This window comes from Fluctibacter corallii, from assembly GCF_025751585.1.
GTDB classification, from domain to species: domain Bacteria; phylum Pseudomonadota; class Gammaproteobacteria; order Enterobacterales; family Alteromonadaceae; genus Fluctibacter_A; species Fluctibacter_A corallii.
In genome coordinates this window covers 43,854-63,919 of sequence record NZ_JAOWKX010000003.1, presented here as the reverse complement: position 1 = coordinate 63,919, position 20,066 = coordinate 43,854, and the positions used below count along the sequence as shown (strand labels likewise).

The 20,066-nt window shown below is 43.6% G+C and carries 24 protein-coding genes; 9 read left to right on the top strand and 15 right to left on the bottom strand.

Annotated elements, in window-relative coordinates; translation table 11 throughout:
• Positions 1-35: 35 nt before the first annotated feature.
• A complete protein-coding gene (gene thpR, locus OE749_RS06525) occupies positions 36-548 on the top strand; it encodes an RNA 2',3'-cyclic phosphodiesterase (protein WP_263711579.1) in 513 nt (170 codons plus the stop codon).
• A gap of 187 nt (positions 549-735) precedes the next feature.
• Positions 736-1,590: a formyltetrahydrofolate deformylase gene (gene purU, locus OE749_RS06520; protein ID WP_263711577.1), complete on the top strand. Its 855-nt coding sequence runs from the start codon at positions 736-738 to the stop codon at positions 1,588-1,590.
• On the opposite strand, the gene OE749_RS06515 is transcribed toward purU, so the two are convergent.
• The 4 genes from OE749_RS06515 to glsB form a co-directional block, all read right to left on the bottom strand.
• Positions 1,587-2,168 carry a hypothetical protein gene (locus OE749_RS06515; protein ID WP_263711576.1) on the bottom strand — a complete coding sequence of 194 codons (582 nt, stop codon included), beginning with the start codon at positions 2,166-2,168 and terminating at the stop codon, positions 1,587-1,589. The two genes, purU and OE749_RS06515, sit on opposite strands and share 4 nt — an antisense overlap.
• A gap of 143 nt (positions 2,169-2,311) precedes the next feature.
• A complete protein-coding gene (locus OE749_RS06510; protein WP_263711575.1) occupies positions 2,312-3,622 on the bottom strand; it encodes a GGDEF domain-containing response regulator in 1,311 nt (436 codons plus the stop codon).
• Between the two features lie 167 nt (positions 3,623-3,789).
• Entirely contained in the window at positions 3,790-5,319 is a 1,530-nt protein-coding gene (locus OE749_RS06505; protein WP_263711574.1) for a S10 family peptidase, read from the bottom strand.
• Between the two features lie 155 nt (positions 5,320-5,474).
• Positions 5,475-6,383 (bottom strand): glutaminase B, encoded by a 909-nt coding sequence (glsB, locus tag OE749_RS06500; protein ID WP_404828138.1) that lies wholly within the window; start codon positions 6,381-6,383, stop codon positions 5,475-5,477.
• 260 nt (positions 6,384-6,643) lie between these two features.
• Between glsB and OE749_RS06495 the strand changes: the two genes are divergently transcribed.
• The gene (locus OE749_RS06495; protein ID WP_263711571.1) at positions 6,644-7,666 is read left to right on the top strand and encodes a trypsin-like serine peptidase; all 1,023 of its coding nucleotides are present in this window, start codon (positions 6,644-6,646) and stop codon (positions 7,664-7,666) included.
• A gap of 142 nt (positions 7,667-7,808) precedes the next feature.
• Positions 7,809-7,940, top strand: a complete 132-nt coding sequence (locus OE749_RS06490) for a hypothetical protein (RefSeq protein WP_263711570.1) — start codon at positions 7,809-7,811, stop codon at positions 7,938-7,940.
• Positions 7,941-8,044: 104 nt separating this feature from the next.
• On the opposite strand, the gene rpsQ is transcribed toward OE749_RS06490, so the two are convergent.
• The 11 genes from rpsQ to rpsJ are packed head-to-tail and all read right to left on the bottom strand — an operon-like array spanning position 8,045 to position 12,979.
• Positions 8,045-8,299, bottom strand: a complete 255-nt coding sequence (gene rpsQ, locus OE749_RS06485; protein WP_263711569.1) for a 30S ribosomal protein S17 — start codon at positions 8,297-8,299, stop codon at positions 8,045-8,047.
• Positions 8,299-8,490, bottom strand: a complete 192-nt coding sequence (rpmC, locus tag OE749_RS06480) for a 50S ribosomal protein L29 (protein ID WP_263711568.1) — start codon at positions 8,488-8,490, stop codon at positions 8,299-8,301. Before rpmC ends, rpsQ begins: the two co-directional genes overlap by 1 nt.
• Positions 8,490-8,903: a 50S ribosomal protein L16 gene (gene rplP, locus OE749_RS06475; protein ID WP_263711567.1), complete on the bottom strand. Its 414-nt coding sequence runs from the start codon at positions 8,901-8,903 to the stop codon at positions 8,490-8,492. Before rplP ends, rpmC begins: the two co-directional genes overlap by 1 nt.
• A gap of 2 nt (positions 8,904-8,905) precedes the next feature.
• Complete coding sequence (rpsC, locus tag OE749_RS06470) at positions 8,906-9,607, bottom strand: 30S ribosomal protein S3 (RefSeq protein WP_263711566.1); 702 nt, start codon at positions 9,605-9,607, stop codon at positions 8,906-8,908.
• Positions 9,608-9,616: 9 nt separating this feature from the next.
• Positions 9,617-9,946, bottom strand: a complete 330-nt coding sequence (rplV, locus tag OE749_RS06465) for a 50S ribosomal protein L22 (protein ID WP_263711564.1) — start codon at positions 9,944-9,946, stop codon at positions 9,617-9,619.
• Positions 9,947-9,957: 11 nt separating this feature from the next.
• A complete protein-coding gene (rpsS, locus tag OE749_RS06460; RefSeq protein ID WP_263711563.1) occupies positions 9,958-10,233 on the bottom strand; it encodes a 30S ribosomal protein S19 in 276 nt (91 codons plus the stop codon).
• Positions 10,234-10,248: 15 nt separating this feature from the next.
• Positions 10,249-11,073: a 50S ribosomal protein L2 gene (gene rplB / locus OE749_RS06455; protein WP_263711561.1), complete on the bottom strand. Its 825-nt coding sequence runs from the start codon at positions 11,071-11,073 to the stop codon at positions 10,249-10,251.
• 14 nt (positions 11,074-11,087) lie between these two features.
• Complete coding sequence (gene rplW / locus OE749_RS06450; protein ID WP_263711559.1) at positions 11,088-11,390, bottom strand: 50S ribosomal protein L23; 303 nt, start codon at positions 11,388-11,390, stop codon at positions 11,088-11,090.
• Positions 11,387-11,992 carry a 50S ribosomal protein L4 gene (gene rplD / locus OE749_RS06445; protein ID WP_263711558.1) on the bottom strand — a complete coding sequence of 202 codons (606 nt, stop codon included), beginning with the start codon at positions 11,990-11,992 and terminating at the stop codon, positions 11,387-11,389. The genes rplW and rplD overlap by 4 nt, the downstream gene beginning before the upstream one ends.
• Positions 11,993-12,010: 18 nt before the next feature.
• Positions 12,011-12,649, bottom strand: coding sequence for a 50S ribosomal protein L3 (rplC, locus tag OE749_RS06440; protein ID WP_263711557.1), 639 nt, complete (start codon positions 12,647-12,649; stop codon positions 12,011-12,013).
• An 18-nt stretch (positions 12,650-12,667) separates the two neighbouring features.
• Positions 12,668-12,979, bottom strand: a complete 312-nt coding sequence (gene rpsJ, locus OE749_RS06435; protein ID WP_010179497.1) for a 30S ribosomal protein S10 — start codon at positions 12,977-12,979, stop codon at positions 12,668-12,670.
• A gap of 418 nt (positions 12,980-13,397) precedes the next feature.
• On the opposite strand from rpsJ, the gene OE749_RS06430 reads away from it, so the two are divergent.
• Genes OE749_RS06430 through OE749_RS06410 form a run of 5 tightly spaced genes read left to right on the top strand, consistent with a single transcriptional unit; the run spans position 13,398 to position 20,034 of the window.
• The gene (locus OE749_RS06430; protein ID WP_263711553.1) at positions 13,398-14,147 is read left to right on the top strand and encodes a hypothetical protein; all 750 of its coding nucleotides are present in this window, start codon (positions 13,398-13,400) and stop codon (positions 14,145-14,147) included.
• A gap of 5 nt (positions 14,148-14,152) precedes the next feature.
• On the top strand, positions 14,153-14,482 hold the full coding sequence (locus tag OE749_RS06425) for a hypothetical protein (RefSeq protein ID WP_263711552.1): 330 nt from the start codon (positions 14,153-14,155) through the stop codon (positions 14,480-14,482).
• Between the two features lie 32 nt (positions 14,483-14,514).
• Positions 14,515-16,866 (top strand): hypothetical protein, encoded by a 2,352-nt coding sequence (locus OE749_RS06420; RefSeq protein WP_263711551.1) that lies wholly within the window; start codon positions 14,515-14,517, stop codon positions 16,864-16,866.
• Positions 16,867-16,877: 11 nt separating this feature from the next.
• Entirely contained in the window at positions 16,878-17,654 is a 777-nt protein-coding gene (locus OE749_RS06415) for a hypothetical protein (RefSeq protein WP_263711550.1), read from the top strand.
• Between the two features lie 25 nt (positions 17,655-17,679).
• A complete protein-coding gene (locus OE749_RS06410) occupies positions 17,680-20,034 on the top strand; it encodes a hypothetical protein (RefSeq protein WP_263711549.1) in 2,355 nt (784 codons plus the stop codon).
• Positions 20,035-20,066: the final 32 nt, after the last annotated feature.

Sequence of the window (20,066 nt, the reverse complement as noted above, 5' to 3'; positions counted from 1 at the left end):
TACATGCGGGTTATTTTAACGGGAGTTTTCATTTTATGCGTTGCTTTTTAGGATTAGATCTTTCACCACAGACAAAACTCGCCATCGAGCAATGGCGTGACAAAGCGCTGCCTGTTACACGTAGCCAGATTCCTGCTTGTAATTTTCATATTACATCGGTGTTTTTGGGCGATGTGAGCATGCCCGTATTGGATGCTATTTGTAGTGAAGTGGATCACCTTTCTCTACCAAAGGCTGAGATCCTACTCAATGAAATGGGTTATTGGTCGAAACCACGAGTGACATTTCTCACGTCAACTTCACCGTCTTCCGAATTGACCCACATTGCGACCAAACTAAGCCATATCGCTAAACGCCTGTCTGTCAGGGTGGAAGATAGACGTTACATCCCTCATGTTACTATACAAAGAAAAGCTTCCCATGCGCCGCCCGCGCCCATTATTGCACCAGACTTTACATGCCAATTTGATGCGATCCACCTTTTTGAATCTTGCTCCACAGAAAAAGGCGTTCGTTATCCAATTTTAAAAACGTGGCCGCTCGTTTAGACAATCTGTTTAAAGAGAGCGTTGCATACATTCTTCAGATTCGATATTGTCGAGGGCTCAACAAAAATAACAATAACACGCCCTCACGTTAGTGGATGCAACTGAGTAATAGCAGGCCCTTGCGATTTAACTACACTCAATTAACTGCATCCAACACGCGACTCAATGACAAGTTTCAGGGAAATTTATGCAACAAACGTTTAAATTGGTGATCGACTGCCCAGATCAGGTTGGGCTAGTCGCAGCGGTGAGTCAATTCTTGGCTGAACACGATGCGACGATTGTCGAAGCAAGTCACCATACCGACCTCCAACTCGGCCACTTTTTCATGCGACATGAGATCAATGCCGATTCTTTGGCTTTAACAAAAGCCAGTTTTATCGACGCATTTGAGCCCATTGCACAACAATTTTCAATGAATTGGCACCTTACTGCGTCGGCTGAAAAACCCAAAATGGCGATATTGGCCAGTCACGAATCTCATTGCCTTATTGATTTGCTTCATCGCTGGCACACTGGCGAACTTAATTGCGAGATCCCATGCATCATTGCAAATCATGCGCACATGGAAAAATTTGCCGAATGGTATCAAGTTCCCTTTCATTTTGTTGATTTCAAAGCACTAGGCAAAAATGCTGCATTTAAGAAAGTGTCTGAGCTCCTTGCGCATTATGATGCAGATCTCACCGTGCTTGCCCGCTTTATGCAAATCTTGCCTGATTGGCTATGCGATGAACTGGCTGGCAAAGCAATAAATATTCATCACAGCTTTTTACCCTCGTTTGCGGGTGCAAAGCCCTATCAACAAGCTTACGAACGCGGCGTTAAATTGATTGGCGCGACATGCCATTATGTCACGCAAGATTTAGACGAAGGCCCCATCATTGAGCAACAGGTTATTCGCATCAGTCATAGTGACAGCGCCGCCGACATGGTGAGAAAAGGCAAAGATTGCGAAAAAACTGCATTAGCAAATGGCGTCAGATACCATCTGGAAGACCGCGTGATTATTCATCAGAATAAAACGGTCGTATTCGCTTAAAATTTTACTTCGTAGGTCAACATGAGCTTGGTGTCTACCGCACCACGCTCCATCCAGTTACCCGCTGAATTTTGCGCATTCCATGACGACGATACCACACTGACATTCATTGTATGGTCATTCTGAAATCCTGGCATTTCGGTTTTTATCACCCAATGACGACTGGCAGCCAGTTGCGTGTCTTCACCTTGCATCGAACGAAAATCTGGCGCTGATTGGTAGATATATCCAATACCGAGCTTAACGCTGTCGGTTAATGAATACGTAGGCATTACGCCAAATCGCTCTGTGCGCACTTTTTGAGAGTACATTCCCCAGTTCAGCTCGCCTTTAGCCTGTGAAACTGAGAATTCAATATCCCAGTCTGAATGAAGGGGCTGGGTAAAGGTCAGTTCATATTCTTCATGCAAACAACCAATGCCCTTAAAACGATTTTTTTGAAACTCTAATTGCGTTGAGTCAGGCAGTGAACTTTTAAGCCACTTAACACTGTTGTCGACCCAATTAATGTCTGATGCTGTACTGCCGACTGAGTATGCAGACAGCAAAACGAAAAGTGTGTGTGTGCGTAAAAACATAACTGACTCCGCTACTCAATCGACAGTGGTTAAATTCTACGCAAATGTGAAGTAATGTTCCGTAGTTAAGTCTATTAACGCGTATTATCATGAATACCTGAGGGAAGAGTGGGAGAAACCATGCATGCATAATCTCAGAAAGATTACAGTTCTGATGCCAATTTCAATCGGTTTCGGCCAGCTTGTTTTGCGGAGTACAATGCATCATCAGCTAACCTTAGCATGCCATCTAAATGGGTCTTCTCACCAAAGCATAGGCCAATACTGATGGTTACACGTAGCACTTGTCCGTTGTAATCCACCACATGTTCCGCGAACATTTCCATAAACGCCACGAGTGCATCTTTAATCTGGTCTATGTCTAGCTCAACAAATAGCACCGTAAACTCTTCGCCCCCCATTCTGGCGGTTAGGTGTTCGCGAAAGTGTTCTTTAAAATAATGAGCAAAAACTTCAAGTACTTTGTCTCCTGCTTCATGGCCAAAATCGTCGTTAATGCGCTTGAAGTGATCAATATCGAGTAGGGCGACGCCAATGGGCAAAGACTTAACATGCGCATCCTCTACCATCGCTTCACCATGAGTGAAAAAGTGTCGTCGATTGGATAAGCCCGTTAATGAGTCTTGGTGTGCTAATTGATAGATGGTATCTAAGTAGTGCATCATCTCAATATTCTGATTGACGCGGCATAATAGCTCTTCCCCAGAAAAGGGTTTAGATAAAAAATCGTTGGCACCACGCTTAATAAATTGCACACCAAGGTCAGATTGGGATTGCGCAGAAATACCCACTATCGCCATCTTGGTTTTGGGTAAAGTCTTTCGGATTTTCGCTGTCAAATCGACACCATTCATATCGGGCATAGTGTAGTCAGTAATGATCAGTTTGATATTGATGTCTTTTTCAAGCAGGGCGAGACACTCTGATGCATCTTGCGCTTCATACACCTGATAGCAGTGACGTTGTAAATGAGACACAATAATCGAACGCATTAGCGATGAGTCTTCTACGATCATAATATTTATCGCGGCATTTCTGGCAATTCTGCCAACCAAATCTACAACGTAATCGAGCGAATCCGTTTCTTGCTTAATCACAAAATCAATCACATGCGCGCTTTTGACAATGGTTTCGTATTGTTCTGGCTGACTGCCTGTAATCACAATGGTTTTAAGGTTGGCTTTTCCAGTTAAGTCCACCACTTCTCCCGATGGCGCATCGGGCAATGTTAAATCACAAATCGCTAAGTGGTATTGATGACGGTGTGCTTGAAGCAGCTTTTTTGCTTCTTCATATGTTTTGGCAATATGCACATCTGCATGCCAACGCTCAGTAATATGTGCTGACAGATACTCGCTGACGATCGCGCTGTCTTCTACCAGTAAAATTGGCCGATTAAGCGGCGTGTGCATGTCAAAGGGAGATTGCCGATATTTACGCCTGACTCTTCTCACACAATGCGTTTCCAAAGCAATTTGACTGCTTTAAACGTAGGTCATTGCGTGCAACTCTTCAAACAAAGAGCCGTCTTTTACCGCGTTTAATGCATATAAATACTGGCAACAAGGAACAAACAACACGGCCGAACAAATCCCTCCGCGTTGTTTGTCTTGTGTGGCGCTTAGCGAGGGTAACGGGCTGGTGAATTTTCAGCAGGTAACGTACGCAGAATGAATGCTCGAACATCCTCGTTGGATGCTTTCAAGTCTGGTTTTCTCAAATACATCATATGACCACTGCGGTAGCCTTTAAACGACACGCGATCACGCATCTTACCGCTTTGGTCCAACTGCCACATCGTATACTTCGCATCAAAATAATTGGTGCCACCATCATAGTAGCCAGCCTGAATAAGAACCTGTAAGAATGGATTTTCAGCCATGGCTTCTCGTAAATTTTCACCCGTATTGTTTTTACTTCTGTCCCACGGATGTACAGAGCCAAAAATGTTATATTTCACATCCGTTTTATAATTTAATTCTTCACGCAGGTAGTAATTAATTGCGGGCGTAAAAGCGTGAATCCACGATGAAAGCTCAGGCCAGTAATCGGGTGAGTCACCGACTTCTTTTTTATCTATACCCAAATAACGACTATCTAATCGACCGAGAATTTTCCCTTCATCACGCAATAACGACTTCCAAAAGTAAGGATCGCTAATCTCAAGGTTGTTTTGAAGCACTTCTTGTTCCGTTAACCCAGAGTAATACGCAACACGTTTTGCAATCTCTCGTTTACGTTCAGGCGCAATAAAACCGCCCCGCGCCAACGCAGGTAGATACTCACGTAATGTAAAGGTTTCCACTTCTGGCAAAACGTCAACCAAATCTTTACTTTGCAATGATTCAGGCAATTTTTTGTGGTGCCATGCGGTAGCTGCAAAATAAGGAAGACGGTTGGCCGCTTTTACAATGCCATCTCGTTTAATGCCAATATCGGTTGGCGACACTAAAATGACACCGTTAAGATACATCCACTGCTGGCTTTGAAGTGCTTTGGCCAAACCCGATACCCGCGTTGTACCGTAACTCTCACCAATCAGGTATTTGGGTGATAACCAACGATTGTTTTGAGAGACAAAATCACTGATCCATTCTGCCAAATACTTAACATCTGCATTCACCCCAAAAAATGATGATTTCTGCTGTTCTTTATCTGGCAACTTGCCATCTTTGTCTTTCAGCACTCGACTATAGCCCGTATTAACGGGATTAACGTAGACGATATCTGCCACATCTAAGATCGAATAGGGATTAGACTTCACGCCATAAGGCTGGATCGGATATCCCTCTTCATCAATATTCAGTATTTTTGGCCCCGTGTAAGCTATATGCATCCACACCGATGCCGAGCCAGGCCCTCCATTAAAAGAAAACACTAATGGGCGTTTGTGTCCTTCTTTCACATCTGTGCGCTGGTAGTAAGTGTAAAAAAGGGTAGCGATGGCCTCGCCTTCTTCGTTCCATACAGGTTGTGTGCCAGCTGTGGCTGAATACTCAATTCTGTCACCATTGATGGTAGACTTGTGTTTAGTCACAACCTGACTTTTCGCTTCGACCTCGCGTAATTGTTCTGCTTGTGACGGAAAGATAAGAGCAATAGCAGCAAAGCTAATTGCCAATGTTAAGAGTTTGCCTGCTTTGGCCTTCATAAATGTATCCTTGTTGTGAGCTGGTCGCTTGGGCAAGCTGACACCACACGCCTAAAGCCATTTCCCAGAAACGGCATTCGCTTACACATACAGCTAGCCCGAATCTTTTGTTACGTGACGTTTCAGGTTACTAAGATAATGGCTTTTCTCAATGACTAATAGATTGATTTACCAATGCGCGCGGTAAATCGCTCTAATATCTCAATACCGATCAACGAATTACCTGTGTCATTTAACTCTGGTGACCATACACAAATAGAAAGGTGATTCGGAATAATGGCAACTATTCCACCGCCTACTCCGCTTTTACCTGGTAATCCCACACGATAAGCAAAGTCTCCAGCCTGATTGTACATACCACACGTCGCCATTAGCGCATTAACCTGCTTGGTTTGCGTAGTGGTTAAAATCGTATGTTTAGCATCCAACGTTTTACCTTGATTCGCCAAAAACAAAAAGGCCTTAGCTAAATCAACACAGTTCATCTCTAATGCACAAGCAAAATAATAAGCATCAAGTACGTCATCTACATCGTTATCAAAGTTTTTAAACGCTTTCATCAGGTAGGCCATTGCCGCACTTCGTGCTCCGTGCATGCGTTCAGAGTCGGCTACCGTATGATTACATGTCACGTGAGCATTGCCACTTAACTTGCACATCATTTCTTTCATACGCTGTTTCGGCGTAGCTAAGCGGCTATAGAGCATATCGCACACCTTCAGTGCACCCGCGTTGATAAACGGGTTACGGGGTATACCATGCTCCATTTCTAACTGAATAAGAGAATTAAAAGCCTGCCCTGATGGTTCCTTATCAACACACTTCCAAAGTGCATCGCCATAGATTTCCATTCCCAATACAAGAGTGAGCAACTTAGAAATACTCTGAATAGAAAACGCAGTATTTGCATCTCCGGCTGTGTAGGTATTGCCATGTAAGTCACAGACTGCAATGCCCACCTGATTTGGATCCACCTTTGCAAGTGCTGGAATGTAATCCGCAACCCGTCCTTCTCCTAACAACGGCAGAACCTCATTGTAGATTTCGTCGAGCATGGCTTGCATATGGTTCATTCCTATTACGTTACGGCAAAATATTTATACGCAGACTACATTTAGCGAGTCAAAAGAGCGTAAGTTTAATCGCTTGAAAATCATTTCGTTAGTGAAAACACCGTATTTTTTACCTGTTATTACTGAGATAAACATCAAAAACCGCTCACTTTATCATTGAAAGCACGTTTTTTCTGCCTCGAATGGAGTTGTGGGGCTTTTCATTTCCGGGCTTTCAAACCTATTTATTTTCAAATGTAAGGAGCGAAAAAATGGGTAATTCTCAAGAAGGTGGCGGCGGTTCAGCAAAACAAGCTGAAGATGATCGCAGCTTAATGGACCTTGGCAACTCAGAATCTCCAGTTGCACAAATTCAAACCATGGATGAAGAGCTATGGACAGCAGAAGAGATGGAACAAGCTGAACCTTGCGACATCATTGAAGTCTCCGATGCCGCACTCAAAAAAGTTGAAGAGGAGAAGTTCACGCAAGCCGAAGAAGGCGGTATGTTTGCCGAAAGTGGCGAGCCAGAGCTTGATGCTGAAGATGACTTTGAAGAGCAAGCCACCAGTGGTGGTTACAACTACCCACCTCCGTATACTCGCTATGAAGTATTTGATTCCTACAAAGTGTACCCTTATCGCTGCGTAGGCAAGCTGTTTTTCAAACGTAATGGTAAGTCGTATGTTTGCTCTGCTTCATCAATCGGTGGTGATGCTATCTGGACAGCAGGACACTGCCTTCACGCGGGTAACAATAAGGCCAGTGGATGGGCGACCAACGTAGTATTCGTACCTGCATACAAAGACGGCGCAGCCCCATTCGGCCAGTGGCACGTTAAACGTATGTGGGTTAGAACATCTTGGTATAAACATGGAATTCCAAAAGGACTGGCGCAAGATATGGGCGGCGGTATTGTGTACAAACGTAATGGTAAACGTTTGAGCCAAGTAGTCGGTTGGTTAGGCTTTGCTTGGAACTTTAGTAAGTACCAGCATTGGACACAGTTTGGCTACCCAGCCGCAGCACCATTTAATGGAAAACGCTTAATCACGTGTACTTCGTCTTATGCATACCATGGCAGTGTGGGTGCTTCACCAAAACCCATAGGGGTAGGCAGTGATTTAACGGGTGGTTCAAGTGGTGGACCATGGATCATGCGCTTCGCAACGGGCAATTATGTGAATGGTTTGAACAGCTATCGTCGCAGCAGTAAAAAGCACGAAATGTACTCACCGTACTTTAACAATAATGCCAAGTCATTATACAACTTGCTGAAATCGCAAAAGTCGTAATCACACGTTAAGTAAACCTCAGCGTTCTTGCTAAACTTATTTAGTAAGAACGCTTTATTTTTTCAACGTAACAATACGCGATTCAATACTATTGCGCTGCACATAAGGTGGCCGAAACAGTGAACGATTGTGGAGATGGGTCATGATGTTTATTAACGCTTCAAATACGCCCAGTGAGGAAGATATCCCTGAAGACTGGAGTGAAGAAGAAATGGACGATGCCGAACCTCTTCCCATGCCAGAATGGGATCAAGAAGAAGATTGTGGAGAATAGTTTAGCTGACTTAAGTTAGAAGTAAGAGCGACAAACTTAACTCAGAGAGAAGGCGATCAAAAAAGGCGCTCAGTGAGCGCCTTTTTTAGTTATTTAACCAAAGCTTATTGAGCTTTAGAAATAACGTCGACTAACATCCAAGTCTTAGACTTAGATAGAGGGCGACATTCACGGATTGTTACTACGTCACCTTCGTTGCACTGGTTAGTCTCGTCATGTGCGTGTAGCTTAGTAGAACGCTTAGTATACTTCCCGTAGATAGGGTGCTTTACAAAACGCTCAACCATAACAGTGATGGTTTTGTCCATCTTGTTGCTAACCACACGACCTTGTACTGTACGAATTTTCTGTTCAGTCATTACGCATCAGCCTTTTGAGTCAGAATGGTTTTAACACGCGCGATGTTACGACGCACTTTCTTAAGCTGGTCAGTTTTTTCAAGCTGACCAGTGCTGTGCTGCATACGTAGGTTGAACTGTTCGCGAAGCAAGTTAATTAGCTCTGCGTTCAATTCTTCTACGTTCTTTTCTTTCAGTTCTGTCGCTTTCATTACATCACCGTCCGAGTTACAAAGGTTGTCTTAAATGGCAATTTAGCCGCTGCCAATTCAAACGCTTCGCGAGCCAATGCTTCTGGAACACCTTCCATTTCATAAAGCACGCGACCTGGTTGAATTTGGCATACCCAGTACTCAACATTACCTTTACCTTTACCTTGACGAACCTCAAGAGGCTTCTCAGTAATTGGCTTGTCAGGGAAAACTCGAATCCAAATTTTACCTTGACGCTTAATGTGACGAGTCATGGCACGACGAGCCGCTTCGATTTGACGCGCAGTCATACGACCACGGCCAACAGCTTTCAAACCGTAAGTACCGAAGCTAACTTTGCTTCCCGCAATTGCAAGACCACGGTTGCGGCCTTTGTGCATTTTGCGGAACTTCATACGTTTAGGTTGTAACATAATTAGCCCTCGCGTTTAGCTGAACGGCCTTTCTTCTTAGGTGCAGCTGGTTGTTCAGCATTCGCAGCAGGCAATCCGCCTAGTACTTCACCTTTGAAGATCCAAACTTTAACGCCGATGATACCGTAAGTAGTCAAAGCTTCTGAAGTTGCGTAATCGATGTCAGCACGGAAAGTGTGTAGAGGTACACGACCTTCACGGTACCACTCAGAACGTGCGATTTCAGCACCACCAAGACGACCACTTACTTCAACTTTGATACCTTTAGCACCAAGACGCATCGCGTTTTGTACCGCACGCTTCATAGCACGACGGAACATTACACGGCGCTCTAGCTGGCTAGAGATAGAATCTGCTACCAACTGTGCGTCAAGTTCAGGCTTACGAACTTCAGCAATATTGATCTGAGCCGGCACACCTGCCAACTTAGATACTTGCTTGCGAAGCTTCTCTACGTCTTCACCTTTCTTACCGATAACCACGCCTGGACGAGCAGTGTGAATAGTCACACGGATGCTCTTAGCAGGACGCTCGATTACGATTTTAGAAAGAGACGCGTTTTTCAATTGTTTCGTCAAGTACTGACGTACTTGATGATCGTTATACAGGTTATCTGCATATTCCGCAGTATTAGCGTACCAGGTAGAAGTCCATGGTTTGCTGATACCCAGGCGTATACCTGTAGGATGTACCTTCTGTCCCATTATCTACTCCTAGTCCGCTACCACAACAGTGATGTGGCTGCTGCGTTTAAAGATACGATCAGCACGACCTTTAGCTCGTGGCTTGATACGCTTCATAGTTGGACCTTCGTCAACGAAAATCTTAGCAACAGTCAACTCATCGATGTCTGCGCCTTCGTTGTGTTCGGCGTTCGCAATCGCTGACTCTAATACTTTTTTGATTAGAGCAGCACTTTTCTTAGGACTATAAGTCAAAAGTTCAAGTGCTTTTTCAACGTGTAAACCGCGAATTTGATCTGCAACCAAGCGAGCCTTCTGAGCAGAAGTGCGGGCAAAACGATGTTTAGCTAATGCTTCCATTACTCTTCCCCTTATCTCTTCGCTTTCTTATCCGCGACATGGCCGCGGTAAGTACGCGTTGGCGCAAATTCGCCCAACTTATGGCCAACCATTTCGTCACTGACATATACAGGAACGTGTTGACGACCGTTATGGACCGCAATGGTCAACCCAATCATATCTGGGATGATCATAGAGCGACGAGACCAAGTTTTAATTGGTTTCTTTTCGCCCTTTTCCACTGCAGCCTCTACCTTCTTCAACAAGTGCAGGTCAATAAATGGACCTTTCTTGAGAGAACGTGGCATGGTGAATCCTCGCTATTACTTATTACGACGACGTACGATTAACTTATCTGTACGCTTGTTACTACGGGTCTTCTTACCCTTAGTTGGTACACCCCATGGTGTAACTGGATGACGGCCACCTGACGTACGACCTTCACCACCACCGTGTGGGTGATCTACTGGGTTCATGGCAACACCACGAACTGTTGGACGCACACCGCGCCAACGCGTTGCACCAGCTTTACCTAGTGAACGAAGCATGTGCTCTGCGTTACCAACTTCACCGATAGTTGCACGGCAGTCAGCAAGCACTTTACGTACTTCGCCAGAACGTAGACGAAGTGTTACATACGCTCCGTCACGCGCCAAAATCTGTGCATATGCACCAGCAGAACGCGCAATTTGCGCACCTTTACCTGGCTTCATCTCAATCGCGTGTACCGTAGTACCTACTGGGATGTTGCGCATAGGTAGAGAGTTACCTGCTTTGATCGCTGCATCTGAACCAGACTGGATAGCATCACCTGCTTTCAAGCCTTTTGGTGCCAAGATGTAACGACGCTCACCGTCTGCATACAAAATAAGAGCAATGTTAGCAGAACGGTTTGGATCATATTCCAAACGCTCAATTTTAGCTGGAATGCCGTCTTTGTTGCGTTTGAAGTCGATAACACGATAGTGCTGCTTGTGGCCACCACCAATGTGACGCACAGTAATGCGACCATTGTTGTTACGACCACCAGACTTGCTATTCTTTTCTAGCAAAGGAGCATAAGGAGCGCCTTTGTGTAGATCAGGGTTAACTACCTGAACAACGTGACGACGACCTGCAGAAGTCGGCTTAGCTTTCAATAATGGCATGTCTAATCCCCTTCTTACGCTTCGCCACCGACAAAGTCGATGTCCTGACCTTCTTTAAGCACTACATATGCTTTTTTCCAGTCGCTACGCTTACCGAAAGACATACCGTGACGCTTGGTTTTACCCTTTACGTTTACAGTGCGAACGCCGTCAACTTCAACTTCGAACAGTTTCTCAACTGCCGCTTTGATTTCAGCTTTGTTCGCGTCTTTCGCTACTTTAAATACAACGGTATTGTTGCCTTCAGCAGCCATCGTTGATTTTTCAGAAATATGAGGTGCTAGCAGCACCTTAAGTAGACGTTCTTCAGAGATCATGCTAACGCCTCCTCTAGTTGCTTAACTGCATCAGCAGTCATCAACACTTTCTCAAAAGCAATCAAGCTTACTGGGTCGATGCCTTGAACGTCACGTACGTCAACTTTGTACAAGTTGCGTGAAGACAAGAACAAGTTCTCATCTACTTCAGACGTAACGATTAGCACGTCGTTAAGCTCAAGTTCGTTAAGCTTAGCTACAAGTGCTTTAGTCTTAGGTGCATCAACACCGAACTTTTCTACTACAACCAAACGTTCCTGACGTACCAGCTCAGAAAGGATGCTTTTGATCGCACCACGGTACATTTTACGGTTAACTTTTTGGCTGTGATCTTGTGGTTTAGCAGCAAATGCGCGGCCACCGCCAACCCAAATTGGGCTACGGATAGTACCAGCACGAGCGCGGCCAGTACCTTTTTGACGCCATGGCTTTTTACCACCACCGCTAACCTCAGAGCGAGTCTTTTGTGCTTTTGTGCCTTGACGTGCACCTGCACCGAATGCAACGACAACCTGGTGAACCAGTGCTTCGTTGAACTCACGTCCAAAGGTCGCTTCGGATACTTCAAGAGCGCTGTTCGCGTCTTTCAATACTAATTCCATCACTAAACTCCCCAGACGTTATGCTTTTTCTGCAGGCTTAACGATTACATCGCCGCCTGTCGCGCCAGGTACTGCACCTTTGACTAGAAGAAGGTTATTCTCCGCGTCAACACGTACAATTTCCAAAGACTGAGTAGTCACACTAGCATTACCTAGTTGACCAGCCATTTTCTTGCCTTTGAATACTTTACCTGGTGATTGGTTTTGACCAATTGAACCAGGAGCACGGTGAGACAAAGAGTTACCGTGAGTCATACGCTGTGAACTGAAGTTCCAGCGCTTGATAGCACCTTGGAAACCTTTACCTTTAGAAGTGCCCGCTACGTCAACTTTTTGAGCTTCAGCAAAGATTTCAACAGTGATTTCACTGCCAACTTCTAGGCCTTCGCCTTCTTCGTTGCCTAAACGGAACTCCCACAAACCACGGCCTGCTTCCACGCCAGCTTTAGCAAAGTGACCTGCTTCAGCTTTAGTAACGCGGTTAGCTTTTTTAGTACCAGTGGTTACTTGTAGCGCGCGATACCCATCAGTTTCCTCAGTACGAACCTGAGTTACACGGTTAGGGGTCGCTTCGATAACAGTCACAGGGATAGAAACACCGTCTTCATTGAAGATACGCGTCATACCCACTTTACGACCGACTATACCAATCGCCATTGTTAAAACCCTCTCTTGTTAGCCCAGGCTGATTTGAACATCAACGCCGGCAGCCAAGTCCAAACGCATCAACGCGTCAACTGTTTTGTCAGTTGGCTCGATGATATCTACCAAACGCTTGTGAGTACGGATTTCATACTGATCACGTGCATCTTTATTCACGTGAGGAGAAATCAATACTGTGTAGCGCTCTTTACGAGTAGGTAGAGGAATAGGACCGCTAACCTGAGCACCAGTGCGTTTCGCAGTTTCTACGATTTCCGCAGTAGACTGATCGATCAACTTGTGATCAAACGCTTTCAAACGAATACGAATTCTTTGATTTGGCATCGATTAAGCTCCAATCGAAAGAACAAAAAAAACCACCCACACCAACCCCTACTCTAAGGGTGGGAGGATGCATGTAAACCGATAGCCCACAATTGGGGCCCTGTTCTAATTATTTTCAGCACTTAAGCGTTAGCCGAGGCCAAAAATCTCATGCCCATATCGGGCAATGGGCGCGTATTATACATTTTTGAATTATGTTTGCAATCCTAAAACGGAATTTAACTGCATGTTATTTGATCAGCACCTATCCTTTTGTCTTGACGCTGGCGTTAAAAGATACGCACTCTGAACAATATTTTAAGCCTCAATCACCTTTGAGCTATTTATTCAGTAGGTATAATCCGTATAATGCGCGCCTTGTTTTAACGCTCGCACAATTTATTGCAGTTAATCTGAGCCTTGAAGTAAAGGATTACATATGTCGCCCCGCCCTATTGCTACACTTTTAATATTGTTTCTTTATCTCACCACGTTCAGCATAGACAGTGACGCCAGTATTGTATCGGTGAAAGTCTCTGATCAAATCATCATACTTGAAACTGCCGATCCAGCGCGTGAGCGCAAACATCCTAGTTGCGTAAACCTAGAAGGTGAAAACAAATGGACGGCGTCTTTGCTTACCGACTCTGGTCGCGCGATTTATACATTGGCGATGTTGGCTATCAATCAACATAAAACCCTAACAATAGAAACATCGGGCGATTGTGGTGATATCGAAGGAATTGAGCGTGCAGCCAGCGCACACGTGGCTATTCAACAAAATCAGCCATTAACGTCAAAAGCAACTTATCCTGGCTTATTTAAAGGTGATGGAAAAACCTTGGTTGGACGCATTATTAGCTTTGAACCGCGTTCAGATACGTTTTATTTCCTTACTAATGAACCTGCTACACGTCCTCAATTCTACGCCCACCCCAAAGTTGAATATGTGTCGAATATGATTACACATTACGCCGAACGTGAATGTAAAGGCAAAGCTTACTTACCAAGTAATCGAATTTTTTTTGATGGTATTAGATTTTATAAAGGTGGGGAACACAAAACTAATTTGCTCTCTAGGCGAAGTAACGGTAAATGCTACAGCATAAAGGGAGATGGCTATTTACTGGAGGAAGCCGAACACCCTATTTGCGGCGAAAAGCCCTGTGTAGCTAGAATGACGGAGTAATTTAAATGAGAACCGTATTTTTTATCTTATTGGCCATGAATGCCAGCGTGGCTAACGCCTCTAGCGTTGAATCACTCTCTGTTAAAAATGGGATTGTTACCTTTGTTCAAACACTCCCCTCCGTCAAGCAAGTACAAGCACGTGCATCTTGTAGCCAAGGCGAAAAACCCTTGCATTGGTCATTTCCCCTTAACTCCATAAAAGGAAAAGGCATGTTCAGTGCGCTTATGTTCGCCAGTACTCATCAACTTCCAATCTCTATCGTTGGTGCACAATCTTGCAACGAGTACAGCGATATTGAATCGGTTGCCGAACTTACTGTTTTAAACGATTAGTGCTTTGCCATCCATTGAGATTAGGGATTATCATGTCTGTGCTCTGTTTACGCGATTTTGCGGTTTGCCTTTTCACACTAACGGCAACCTTATTTTACACCACACCATCCTCAGCAAGCTTTTTTACTAATATTGCCTACTACAATACTGAGCTATCTCAAGGGAGTGTTGACACTCAGCATCTTAATATTCAACCAGATACTTTCACGTTACCTGAGCACCTTCTCACCGATAAACCATTGACATTCTCGTGGCAAATTATTGATCATGCTGAGTATTACGAAATTTGGATAAATCAGAAACGTTACACGTCATCTGCCCCGCACTTTATACATACATTTTCCCAACAGGGGCACCAAGATATTAAGGTGCGCGCCTGCACCGCTTCAATATGTGGTGGTTTTACGAATATAAACTCAGTAGAGGTACTCTCTTATTTTACGCTCGATCATAGCGCTCGTATTACTCAATCATCTATATTGAGGGATAGTGAAGAGTTTTCCATTAACTTTAAACAAATGAACGGTCCTTTAGTGACCAAATTAGAAGCACGACTCGACGAGAACGAGTGGTTGCAATTAGATAGAGTCAATGACGCCTATTCATACAATTTTGGACCTTTGAGCACAGGCGAGTATGAGCTTCAGTTAAGAATAAACAATAGTGAGATATATAGTGAAAGTATACGAGCTTACAGCACACCTACTACAGCAGCAAAAATTGTAGGTATCTCAACTAAAGGGGGAAAGATATTAGCTCATCCAAATATCTTTCACGCAGAACCTAACTCTACACTTTTGTTTCATTGGGAAGAGTCAGAAGAGGTACCTAGAACACCACATGGCTATTACAGATTGTCCATTAATGGGAAAGGATGGGTAGACGCCTACGGAGACGCATTCCCTTGGATTCACAAATTGTACAACTATCAAAATTTTATTCGTGAATTTGATACAGGCTCAGAATTTGGACAATTAAATATCTCTATCAGGTCTTGCATTGTGGGGCGACCCGTCAAAATAATTGACAAAGATTGTGGTCCAATCACGTATACGAAAATTAAAATTGGATTGAAAGAGGAAAGTCCAAGTATTCCAATCTTCCCTATTGAAGATTTATCTGTAACGAAAATGCGGGTGAAGATGGAACACGCTACAAAATCACTTGATGTAATAGCAGGGGAGCCTTTCATGTTGCATTGGGAACGCTCACCTGAAGCAGAAGGATTTCCCAGAAGTAGATATTCTGTGAGTATTAATGGCCAAGAGCGATGGGCATTGTATAATTTAGGGGTAGCTACTGAGTTTTATTCTAAAGACGATGATTTGTTCCATAAGCAAGTCGTTCTTGAAAAAGAGGGAACATATGAATTTAGAGTTAAACTATGTAATCGCATTCTTTTTATCGACGATTCAATTAGCTTTGAATGTGGGCAAGAGTCAGAGCCAGTAGTAGTAACAGTAAAAAACCCTTATCCTGAAGTGCATACACATTTGCACGAAAGAGACTTTGCAACTAACCCGATTTACGATACAGAGCGCTTTCTGTTAAATGTAACGCGTACAGGCGGAGCCCCTATTACCGACATACAAGCTCGGTTAAATGGAGGAACATGGCATAATTTAGCAAGTCGTAATGGCTCCTACTGGTATGACTTTGGCTATTTGACCAAAGGATTGTATCAACTTGAACTGTTGGTTAATGGAAAGCTGATAAAAGCTGAAAACTTCTCGGTCAAACTATCGCCTGTGACAGAACCCGTAAAATCCATTGGCCTCTCTGCATCAGCAAACACACCAACTTTCAATGGCACGACATTCAGCGTCAGTAGTGGTGAAAAAGGCTACTTATTTTGGCGAGCATCCGACCAGATACCACACTCCCCACCCGGCTATTACGTCATCACGGGCATAGGAATAGAACCTTATTTCATAGAAGGCAATCAAGACGTCTATCACTTTGAAATACCTGTAACTCAAGATGGCATTCATACACTGTGGTTAAAAGCCTGTAAACAGCAGGGTACTCAACGCAAAACCTTCACCGACTGCGGCCCCTCTACTGCTATTAATCTCGGTATAGGGGCTGTCGACATGGGACTACGTTGGCAGAAAAAAAATGTCAGAGTCGGAGAGTCAGTATTGCTGAAATATAATAACCCCGAAATCTTCGAATGCAATCAAATGAACAATAAAAGCTATACGGTTAGGAATAACAAGCAAGGCGCCATTGAAGTGACGTTTTACCAAGCCGGAAAGGATATGCAACTTCTGTGGGATTGTGTAGATCGCGCGGGCGACACCATCCGCGAAGGCAGAGCGATAAGTCCTCCGATAACGATTATACCGTTACACGCCCCAACCATACATATCAAACAACCATAGGTGTAAATACAATGAGTCGTTTCGTACAAACGCTGAATAGATTACTAGGTTTATTTACCGTAACAAGCGCGACAATCACCATGTCCGCTTCCCATGCTAGCTACGTTCAAACATTAAAAGTAAAAGGCAACCATGTGCTTTTCAGCACAAGTGCAGAGCGCCAGCAACATGCCGCTTGCGTCACCAATGAAAATGAGCAATTTTGGTCTTTGTCTTTGAATACCGAATCTGGCAGAGCATCCTATTCATTATTAATGTTAGCGCTCGATCAAAGCAAATCAGTGAATATTGAACCCGCCAATGACTGCGCTGACATCTCTGGAGTTGAGCGCGCAGAATCAATCAATGTTAATTTTTCTTCTATGAATACAACAGCTAATACAGGTAAGATTGCTGCAATGGTTACGGGTGATGAAAAACATCAAGTGGGCATAATAATCACGGCTTTTAGTAAAGACAGGTGGGCCTATGTAGGAAATACAGCCACATCAGAGCTTCAATACTATGATGCTAAGCCTTCACTATCACAAGTTTATTACTCAGGAAGCAATTGCACGGGTACACCATTGTCTGAGCACACAATTCATCAATGGAACCCATATTTTGCAAATGGAAATTATGTTCAAGGAAACCTAAATAACACTGTCACCGGTTACCGCTCTATCCGAAATTTATCGACTCAAGCGTGCCAAAACTCAAGTAATAGCGCTAAAAATATGTACATTTTAGAAGAAGCTCCACATCCTCTATGCGGAACACGTCCTTGTAAAGTCATAGTAAGTCAGTAACGAGAATTATTTGAGGGGGTGTGTTATGATTGCAACCTTATTACGAGGTCCTAAGTCTTTTCTTTTAAATGGCTACCTCAATGCTAGCTTTTTATTGTGCTTATGGTTTACGTCTTCCATTGCGAACGCTGGTAACTTTATATCCTCTATTACCCATTACACACATACGCAACCGCACCCCACGTCTTTTTCAGATACCGTACAATTCGTTAGTATTCCAAGCAAACTGTACACACACAGTGAAGCAGAATTTCAATGGAAAGTAGTTGAGCATGCGACATATTACGAAGTGTGGTTGAACGGATTAAAGACAATCACAACATCGCCATCTTTTATATGGAAAAGTATTAACTCTCATCCCGTAGACATAAAAGTAAGAGCGTGTAACCAAACTGAATGCGGCCCCTTTTTAGAACGATTGCAGTACACTCCCGTCAAACGCTTAGAAATAGATCATTCTGCCAATGAAAAGAATAATAATATACTTTGGGAGAATCAGAATTTTATTATTACTGCTACGGCTTTACTAGAGAATGATATCACCTTTATAGACGTAAGCATTAATGATTCATCATGGGTTAGGTTAGAGAAAAACCAAGCAACGTTCACAGGCAATTTAGGCCCTATTAGCTCTGGTGCTCATATTGTCACATACAAAATTAATGGCAACACATCTCATAATGAACAAATTACGGTTTACGCCAAGCCCAATAAGGCAGTAACTTGGCTGTCCGTATCTGGAGATTCATCAGAGTTTGACCCAACTATTTCCTCATTGAGTGTCCCTGAAAATTCTGGAGTAACACTGCATTGGCAGCCGTCAGAGCAAGTGTCTACATCCGTTTACGGCTATTACAAACTCTTAAGAAATGGAGAGTCGATTGGTTTTGTGCGCGGTACGCCCAGCTATTTAAAGCACAAATACCAAGATCACGCTATGCATTGGGAGTTAAACAATGTTGGGAGTGAGGGAGTTAAGATTTACTCAATTTTGCCATGCAATCAAATCGGGGCCGAAATGAATATGGAAACAGATTGCGGTCCAGCAAAATCAGTTACTGTTTATTCTGGTCTTCAAGCTGGGAGCTTTTATCCTCCAACTGCCCCTGTCACAAATGTGAGCGTCAGCACTCAGGACCACCCTTTCGATAGTGTGCGCAAGACCGTTAGAGCATCAACTGAAGAACCTTTGTATCTCCATTTTTCTCCGCATCCTGATATTCAAGATAGAAACGGCTTCTATCGAATCCTTAGAAATGGACAACCTTACGCACTTTGGTATCGCTCTTTACCTTATCTGGATAATAGATTTGGGGGAGACTACATTCACACAGAATATACACTCAAGCAGGAGGGTATTCATACCTTCGCGGTAACAGTATGCGGGTTTGCAAAAAAAATTGAAGCTTCGGAGCAGAGTATCATCTGCGGACCGCCATCACCTTCAGTAGATGTTTCAATTTACAGCCCTTATCCACTTGTTGAAATAAAATACAACGCGCTTACTGAAAATAGAAATGTATACGACACTGAATCGTTTATATTATCAGCCAAACAGACTGGTGGTGCCGACATACAAAGCTTCAAAGCCCGTCTAAATGATGGTGACTGGCACACAATGGATTATTCAGAGACACATCAATTATTTACACATGATTTTGGAAAGCTCACTAAAGGACAATACAAGATTGAGTTCATGTTGAACAATAGACTATCTGAGGTTGCTACGTTCAATGTTGATCAATTACCAATTACCAAAGAAATTGAATTCGTGGGAGTATCTGATTCGATAGACAATACGCACTATGGAAGAACGTCGATTCAATTGCCAGCAGGCAAAGTCGCCTACCTGAACTGGCAACATTCAAATGAAATCCCCCATTCCCCTCCCGGCTACTACACAGTGGGGGGAACTTCTATGCCGAATACGTTTGTTTCAGGAACGGGAGGTCAAATGCAATTCGAGCTCCCTATATCAGCAGAGAAACTTCACACATTCTGGATAAAAGCCTGTAAACAAATTGGGACCTATAGAAACCCGAGTAAAGACTGCGGTCCGCAAAGAACAATATATGTAGACGCCACGACTACGCCATATATAACATCTTGGTCAAAAAGATTCGTAAGAGTAGGTGAGCCTGTCGATCTTGTTTTTGAACATCCAGACATCTTTGAGTGTAACGTTTTCAATGATAATAAAATGATAATTACCCCTCAAAGTAGTAGTCTCGAAATTATATTTTATGCTCCCATTGAGAATAACCATCTGACACTAGAATGTGTCGACATATATGGAGATATGGTTGGCTATAGCAATATTATGAGCCCCCCTATTACTATTCTGCCGCTTAAAACGCCAATAATTCGAATTAAATACTGAAAAATGAAGTGGTTACAAAATTATGCGCTATA

Bases quoted from the DNA above. Each gene is read 5' to 3' on its own strand.
- rplC (WP_263711557.1), bottom strand. From the start codon at position 12,649: ATGGCGATTGGTATAGTCGGTCGTAAAGTGGGTATGACGCGTATCTTC.
- purU (WP_263711577.1), top strand. From the start codon at position 736: ATGCAACAAACGTTTAAATTGGTGATCGACTGCCCAGATCAGGTTGGG.
- rplD (WP_263711558.1), bottom strand. From the start codon at position 11,992: ATGGAATTAGTATTGAAAGACGCGAACAGCGCTCTTGAAGTATCCGAA.
- rpmC (WP_263711568.1), bottom strand. From the start codon at position 8,490: ATGAAAGCGACAGAACTGAAAGAAAAGAACGTAGAAGAATTGAACGCA.
- rpsS (WP_263711563.1), bottom strand. From the start codon at position 10,233: ATGCCACGTTCTCTCAAGAAAGGTCCATTTATTGACCTGCACTTGTTG.
- OE749_RS06515 (WP_263711576.1), bottom strand. From the start codon at position 2,168: ATGTTTTTACGCACACACACACTTTTCGTTTTGCTGTCTGCATACTCA.
- OE749_RS06490 (WP_263711570.1), top strand. From the start codon at position 7,809: ATGATGTTTATTAACGCTTCAAATACGCCCAGTGAGGAAGATATCCCT.
- thpR (WP_263711579.1), top strand. From the start codon at position 36: ATGCGTTGCTTTTTAGGATTAGATCTTTCACCACAGACAAAACTCGCC.
- OE749_RS06420 (WP_263711551.1), top strand. From the start codon at position 14,515: ATGTCTGTGCTCTGTTTACGCGATTTTGCGGTTTGCCTTTTCACACTA.
- OE749_RS06415 (WP_263711550.1), top strand. From the start codon at position 16,878: ATGAGTCGTTTCGTACAAACGCTGAATAGATTACTAGGTTTATTTACC.
- rpsQ (WP_263711569.1), bottom strand. From the start codon at position 8,299: ATGACTGAACAGAAAATTCGTACAGTACAAGGTCGTGTGGTTAGCAAC.
- OE749_RS06505 (WP_263711574.1), bottom strand. From the start codon at position 5,319: ATGAAGGCCAAAGCAGGCAAACTCTTAACATTGGCAATTAGCTTTGCT.
- rplP (WP_263711567.1), bottom strand. From the start codon at position 8,903: ATGTTACAACCTAAACGTATGAAGTTCCGCAAAATGCACAAAGGCCGC.
- OE749_RS06430 (WP_263711553.1), top strand. From the start codon at position 13,398: ATGTCGCCCCGCCCTATTGCTACACTTTTAATATTGTTTCTTTATCTC.
- OE749_RS06495 (WP_263711571.1), top strand. From the start codon at position 6,644: ATGGGTAATTCTCAAGAAGGTGGCGGCGGTTCAGCAAAACAAGCTGAA.
- rplW (WP_263711559.1), bottom strand. From the start codon at position 11,390: ATGATCTCTGAAGAACGTCTACTTAAGGTGCTGCTAGCACCTCATATT.
- rpsC (WP_263711566.1), bottom strand. From the start codon at position 9,607: ATGGGACAGAAGGTACATCCTACAGGTATACGCCTGGGTATCAGCAAA.
- rplV (WP_263711564.1), bottom strand. From the start codon at position 9,946: ATGGAAGCATTAGCTAAACATCGTTTTGCCCGCACTTCTGCTCAGAAG.
- OE749_RS06425 (WP_263711552.1), top strand. From the start codon at position 14,153: ATGAGAACCGTATTTTTTATCTTATTGGCCATGAATGCCAGCGTGGCT.
- rpsJ (WP_010179497.1), bottom strand. From the start codon at position 12,979: ATGCCAAATCAAAGAATTCGTATTCGTTTGAAAGCGTTTGATCACAAG.
- rplB (WP_263711561.1), bottom strand. From the start codon at position 11,073: ATGCCATTATTGAAAGCTAAGCCGACTTCTGCAGGTCGTCGTCACGTT.
- OE749_RS06410 (WP_263711549.1), top strand. From the start codon at position 17,680: ATGATTGCAACCTTATTACGAGGTCCTAAGTCTTTTCTTTTAAATGGC.
- glsB (WP_404828138.1), bottom strand. From the start codon at position 6,383: ATGCAAGCCATGCTCGACGAAATCTACAATGAGGTTCTGCCGTTGTTA.